Genomic DNA, 5,541 nt, shown 5'->3' with positions numbered 1-5,541 from the left:
CCAGATACTGGCGGATGCCGCTCAGATCGACAAACCGGTCAATCGAACGAAGCAAGTGATTTTGCGGGATGTGATCCTCCAGCGAGAACTCATAAAACAGCGCCGCCTGTGCTTCCTGCCTCGGTCCCAACATGGCAAAATCCCCCGATCAATATGGGAATTGAATCAGTGATGCACGCCTCGATCAAGGAAGAGTTTTTCAACAAAATAAGCCCAACCTGTGAATTCAGTTTTATAGCTGCGAGCGCTTGCACCTAGAAAATCGCCGCGACCGCATCATTCTCAGCGCTGCTGCGCAGCGTGAATAGCGGCCGTTTATGCATATCGCCGAAAATCGGGCACCATGAATTCACACAGCGCGGGTCAAAACGGACCTTAGAAAACTATTTGATGGTTTGTGGTGCATCACAAAACACCAATTCGAATTTCCGTAATCTGCTAAATCGATCTTGCCTTGTCTGCTGCCGCCAGAAGCCCGTCACTGATTGTTTTGGACAAGGTCGACTGCTCCATTGCAATTAGCCCGGCGGCTGTCGTCCCAGCATACTCGATCATCCAACGAACCTGATCGGCGGGGCTGGCGCTGTCGGCAGCTAACATTGTTCCGCCAGCAAGGAAAAGTTGACGAATGGCCCGGTCAGCGACATCAGGTGCTATACCTTGGCTTGTGGCATGATCCACCATGCATTTAGCAAAATAGGCGACAAAACCGGGTACCGGGCCAGTCATTGCGGTGAAGTGATCGAGCTGTTGCTCATCGAAAATCTCATCCGTTGTCCCGCACGCCCCAAAGATTTTTCTCACGATATCTCTGTCGTCCGACGTAATTTCAGCGCTTGCTATCCAAGGTGAATACGCCATGGACAAGGACGCGGCCGGACTGCTCATGGCCCGCACGACACGAGCAGATCCTGTCTTGGATTTCATTTCATCAATCGTCACACCGGCCATAACTGAAATGACCAACCTGTTGGGGGCGCGGATGTCGATGTCAGGAAATCCAGCAGGCGGCACGCACAGAATGATGACATCGCAGGCGTCCACCAACTCCTGATTGTCCTTCGTGACGTGAATAGTCGAACTTTGTTCAACCCCAGAAGCATTGCCACTCCTGTTCGAAACCCAGAAATTCGATTGTTCAAACGCCTCGCTTCTAAGGAGTGCACTCGAAATCGCCGATCCGAGCATTCCTGAACCACCGATGATACCGATGGTATTGCCTGTATTTTCCATTGAAAATCTCCCTTTGTGCTCAAGTTACAGCTTCTGAGAAGTCACCGGTTCATGTCAATTGGTCACAGAAGATTGGTGGTCAGTACGGGTTCATTCCAGCCGACTGCTCGCGCAGCATTCTGCTATTCGGCGGCTTCCCGCAAACCGACATTCGCGGGCAATGGTAGAATCATCCGTCAGCGCGGTGCTGATGTCTGGGCCTGGAGGTAGGGTTGGAGGGCATATCATGTCTAGAGTTCAACTTCCTGCAACTACGCCAAAACGCCGGGCCTGGAACAAAGGCCGCATCATCGGTCAGAAACGACCGCACCTGCCCAAACAAGTCTGGGCGATCCGAGCACGGCCGGAACTGGCGGGCAATCTACGTGATCTGGCGCTCCCAACTTGCGTGTATCTGCGCGATGATTGAGTGTCTGTAATGCCTTGCTTCACGCCGGTTGTGCGATCCGGGCAATCCGTTGGAACTTCTTGCGATAGGCAGCGGGGGTCATGCCAGTGCCGCGTTTGAAAACCCGTCGAAAGGACGCCGGATCGTCATAGCCGATGGCGGCACCCACGTCGTCATTGCTGATCTGGTCCATCTCCAGCATCTGCTTGGCTTCTTCAACCCGCAGCGCCTGCACGTATTCGATTGGGGCAAAGCCCGTGGCCGTTCGGAAGCGGCGTGAAAACGTGCGCGGGTTGAGGCCCGAACGTTCAACCATCTTCTCCACCGGGTTGGCGGTGGCGTAATGTTCGGCAATCCATTCCTGACTGCCGGTGATCGGGCCGTCGTTGGATTCCATGGGCCGGGTCATCACCGCATAGGGCGACTGGCCCTCGGCATGCCCGCCGATCAGGAACACCTTAGCGGTTTCAATCGCAACCTGATAGCCACAGAAGCGTGCAATCAGGTAGACCACCAAATCATGCCAGGCGCTGACGCCCCCGGCGGTGACGATCCGGTCTCCCTCCGCCGCCAGGCACAGCACCGATTCCGTCTGGAACGAAATCTTAGGAAAATGCCGCTGGAACATGTCACGATAGGCCCAATGCGCCGTGGCGCGATGGTCATCCAGCAAGCCCCCTTCGGCCAAGAGCAGTGATCCCGAGCAGACCGACGACAACAGCGCCCCGCCCGCGTGTATCGCCTTCAGCCAGGCAATCTCACGCGGGTAGCGTCCGTGCGGCACATCGTAGATCGTGGTGTACATGTCACAGACAATCACCGCATCAGGGGTCTCGACATCGCCGATGGCGGCGTGCGGCTCCACCGGGATATTACCAATACAACGAAAAGGCTTTCCGTTGGCGGTGACAATCTTCACGTCCAGCAACTCATCCCCCGGTTTGCCGATCACCATATCCAGATAAACAGCCCCCACCGACATCAACACATCATAAAGCCCATAAAGCACCGAAGCCGAAGTCTCGGGCGCGGCCAGCAACAAGATCTGCGGCTTTTTTGCCATTTTCTCGATTTCCCCCTTTTACGCACAAATGTCCAAAACGGCCCGGTTCTGACCGATCTGCCATAATCGCTTGTCCAGTATGCCGCAAAACTGGCAGAATTGCCACTGAGCACGCCAAACCAGATGCGTTACCCTTTCTGAAAATGAAGGAAAGGATTTGATCATGAGCAGCCCAGACACACATGTTTCCGGCTTTGAAGGTGAGCTTCTGACAGCAGGGATAGACGGCTATGACGCGGCCCGCGGCGTCTGGAACGCGATGATCGACAGGCGGCCCGCACTGATTGCGCGGTGTCGGAATGCGCAGGATGTGATGGCAGCGGTGCGCCATGCCGCAGCCCATGATCTGGGCATTTCAATCCGCGCGGGCGGCCATAACGTTGCGGGCCATGCGGTTTGCGATGGCGGGTTGATGGTTGACCTTACCCAGATGCGAGGTGTCAGCGTTGATGCCGAACGACGCGTCGCTTCGGTGGAGGGCGGCGCACTCTGGGGTGACGTGGACAAGGCCACCCAGGCCCATGGGCTGGCTACCCCCGGCGGTCTGATCTCGGATACAGGCGTGGCAGGCTTGACACTCTCGGGCGGCATCGGCTGGCTGCGGGCCAAGCACGGGCTGTCGGTTGACAACCTCGTGGCGGCGGATGTGGTGACGGCCGATGGCACGCTTGTACACACCAGCGCCGAAGAAAACCCAGAGTTGCTCTGGGCCCTCAGGGGCGGTGGCGGCAACTTCGGTGTGGTGACCCGGTTCGAATTCTCCCTGCATCCGGTCGGACCCGAAGTGATGTTCACCGCCCCGATCTATGCCGTGGAAGACGGCTCCGGCCCGATCCGCGCCTGGCGCGATTTCATGCTCAAGCACGACGGGCTGATCGGGTCGCTGTGCGAATTTTCCACCGCAGGCGGCGAGGATTTCCCCGAAAAAAGCTGGGGCAAGCGCGTCTATACACTAGCCTGCGTTTACAACGGCGACGCAGCTGAAGGTGAGGCGCTGATGCAGCCGCTGCGAGAGCTGGGCGACATGGTCACCGATTTCTCGGGTCGGATGGACTATTGCGAGGTCCAGACGCTATTTGACACGCTGATGCCTACCGGCGAGTTCCGTTGCTATTGGAAGGCGCGCTACCTGACTGACCTGTCCGATGAGATTATTGATCTGGCCATGGCAAATGCCGAGGCCGCACCTTCTGAAAACTCAATCTCGTCACTGTGGAATTTTGGCGGGGCCACTGCGCAGGTGCCTGCCGATGCCACCGCCTTTGGCGACCGATCCTTTGGCTGGATGTATTCGCTCGATGGCGTCTGGCCCGATGCAGCGGATGACGCGGCCAACATTGCCTGGGCGCGCGATGGCTGGGACAGCGCCGCGCGCTTCGGGCATGAGGGTCGCGCCTATCTCAATTTTCCCGGTCATGGCGAAGACAATGATGCGCTGACCCGTGCCACCTTCGGAGCAAACTATCAACGGCTGGTCGAAATCAAGACCAAATACGACCCGCAGAACCGCTTCCGTTTCAACCAGAACATCAAGCCGGAGGCATAGGGCATGACCCGCACCAACCCGACCCCGACCACTGACACCGGCGCAATTTTCTTGACCGAAGGCGGCACCGAGACAGAGATCATGTATCGCCACGGTTTCGAACTGCCTGAGTTCGCCATGTTCCCGCTGCTGGAAAACCCCAAGGCCGTGACGGCCATGCGGCGGGTCATGTCAGATATGCTGGACGTCGCCGCCGAATTTGGCCTGTCGTTCATGCTGACCGGGTTGGATTACCGCGCCAGTCCCGATTGGGGGGCCAAGCTGGGCTATTCTCCCGCTGGTCTGGCCGAGGCCAATATCGCCAGCATCGAGTTCCTGAGTGAAATCGCAAAGCCCTATGCTGGCCAGATCCCGCAACTTCTGATCGGCGGCTGCATTGGGCCGCGTGGCGATGCCTATGGGTTGAACACCGAAATTACCGCCGAAAGCGCTGAAGACTATCATTCGGTGCAACTGGAAACGCTGAAAGCGGCAAACGTGGATTTCGCCTGCGCGGCAACCTTCAACAACATCTCCGAGGCTGTCGGCGTATCCCGCGCTGCAGCGAGGATAGGCGTTCCGCTGACCGTTTCACTGACGCTGGACAGTTCTCATCGGCTGCGCTCCGGTCCGACACTGGCGGAAGCCATCCCTGAGATTGACCGTCAAGCCGGGGACGCCGCGCCGGATTATTACCTGCTCAACTGCTCGCACCCGTTGGAATACGAACCGGCATTGACCGAGGGCAACTGGATAAACCGCCTGCGCGGCGTGCGGCCCAATGCTTCCAAGATGGAGAAAATCGCATTGTGCAAACTGGGCCATATCGAAGATGGCAACCCTGTGGAACTTGGCCAGCAATTGGGCGACCTGCGGGCGCGCTATCCGCATATGGACATCTTCGGTGGCTGCTGCGGCACCGGCCACGTCCACCTGCGCGAGATTGCCCGCGCGCTGGCTTAGACGGGTGAGAAGGCGGCAGCACGGAACGGACCTGCCGTTCGGGCTATAGATTCCCATGTCTAGATCGCCCCGCGCCTCGATTGTTGAAGCCAACTGCGGCGAATGGGCGGATTGAAATCTGGCGGGATCCACACCTGTGAACGGCCAGTTTGGTGAAATCTTCTGCGTCGCCGCAAATGCCTTTCTGCACTCGCGAGGGCTTTCCGCGTCAGAACTGGCCGCAATTGCAAAAGGCCGTTTTATCCTGTGTGGATGGCTCCCTTTTTGCAAGTACCGATTTGATGATAAAGCCTGTCAGAAGCAGTCTTGTGTTCGGCCTGTTAGCGCGACGCACATGGCCGCTGGCCCTGATGGTTTCCACCAACCAAG

At 57.7% G+C, this 5,541-nt stretch carries 5 protein-coding genes and 1 pseudogene; 4 read left to right on the top strand and 2 right to left on the bottom strand.

Annotated elements, in window-relative coordinates:
* Positions 1-438: 438 nt before the first annotated feature.
* Positions 439-1,233, bottom strand: a complete 795-nt coding sequence (locus tag ROG8370_RS19305; RefSeq protein WP_085828762.1) for a pyrroline-5-carboxylate reductase family protein — start codon at positions 1,231-1,233, stop codon at positions 439-441.
* Between the two features lie 226 nt (positions 1,234-1,459).
* On the opposite strand from ROG8370_RS19305, the pseudogene ROG8370_RS21180 reads away from it, so the two are divergent.
* Positions 1,460-1,612 (top strand): annotated as a pseudogene (locus tag ROG8370_RS21180) (integrase); the annotation flags it as partial.
* Positions 1,613-1,661: 49 nt separating this feature from the next.
* On the opposite strand, the gene ROG8370_RS19295 reads toward ROG8370_RS21180, so the two are convergent.
* Positions 1,662-2,684, bottom strand: a complete 1,023-nt coding sequence (locus tag ROG8370_RS19295) for a GlxA family transcriptional regulator (protein WP_085828761.1) — start codon at positions 2,682-2,684, stop codon at positions 1,662-1,664.
* A gap of 163 nt (positions 2,685-2,847) precedes the next feature.
* Between ROG8370_RS19295 and ROG8370_RS19290 the strand changes: the two genes are divergently transcribed.
* The 3 genes from ROG8370_RS19290 to ROG8370_RS20810 form a co-directional block, all read left to right on the top strand.
* A complete protein-coding gene (locus tag ROG8370_RS19290; RefSeq protein WP_085828760.1) occupies positions 2,848-4,230 on the top strand; it encodes an FAD-binding oxidoreductase in 1,383 nt (460 codons plus the stop codon).
* 3 nt (positions 4,231-4,233) lie between these two features.
* A complete protein-coding gene (locus ROG8370_RS19285; protein ID WP_085828759.1) occupies positions 4,234-5,172 on the top strand; it encodes a homocysteine S-methyltransferase family protein in 939 nt (312 codons plus the stop codon).
* A 152-nt stretch (positions 5,173-5,324) separates the two neighbouring features.
* The coding region (locus ROG8370_RS20810) for a hypothetical protein (RefSeq protein ID WP_212580134.1) at positions 5,325-5,541 on the top strand (217 nt) is incomplete at its 3' end.

Source organism: Roseovarius gaetbuli, from assembly GCF_900172365.1.
Lineage (GTDB): Bacteria > Pseudomonadota > Alphaproteobacteria > Rhodobacterales > Rhodobacteraceae > Roseovarius > Roseovarius gaetbuli.
Note: the sequence above shows the minus strand (reverse complement) of the source record. Positions and strands in the feature narration are given on the sequence as shown.